Genomic DNA, 406 nt, shown 5'->3' with positions numbered 1-406 from the left:
GAACACCTATGTGGCGAGCCAGCAATTCAACAAGAAGGCCGAGGAGGGTCGCGCGCAAGCAGCCCTTGGCTGGACCGGCAGGCTGACCATCGCATGGGGCGAAGTTCGCTATGGCCTCACCGACGCCGCCGGCAAGCCGGTTCCCTTGCATGGCGTCAAGGTGCTGTTTCGCCATCCCGCCTACGAGAAAGAGGACAAGTCGGTCATCCTCGCGCCCGCCTCGGACCAGGAATTCGCAGCCCAGCACATGCCGAAGGACGGCGTCTGGATTGTGGAAGTCGACGCCGACGCCGGTCTGGAAAAGCCGTATCGCGACGTCCGCAGGATCATGATTTCCAATGGAGCGCTGCAATGAGTTGTTGTGCACCGGGCGCCGAAATGGCGCTTGATCTGGTCAACACCGGAT

1 protein-coding gene is annotated in these 406 nt (G+C 61.8%); it reads left to right on the top strand.

Going from position 1 to position 406, the window contains the following annotated elements:
• Positions 1–355: FixH family protein (locus tag EN914_RS38145; protein WP_127389808.1), on the top strand; the 355-nt coding region annotated here is incomplete at its 5' end.
• Between the last annotated feature and the right edge of the window lie 51 nt (positions 356–406).

Source organism: Mesorhizobium sp. M7A.F.Ca.CA.001.08.2.1 (assembly GCF_003998455.1).
In the GTDB taxonomy this organism is placed as follows: domain Bacteria; phylum Pseudomonadota; class Alphaproteobacteria; order Rhizobiales; family Rhizobiaceae; genus Mesorhizobium; species Mesorhizobium ciceri.
This window is presented reverse-complemented; position numbering and strand designations above follow the sequence as displayed.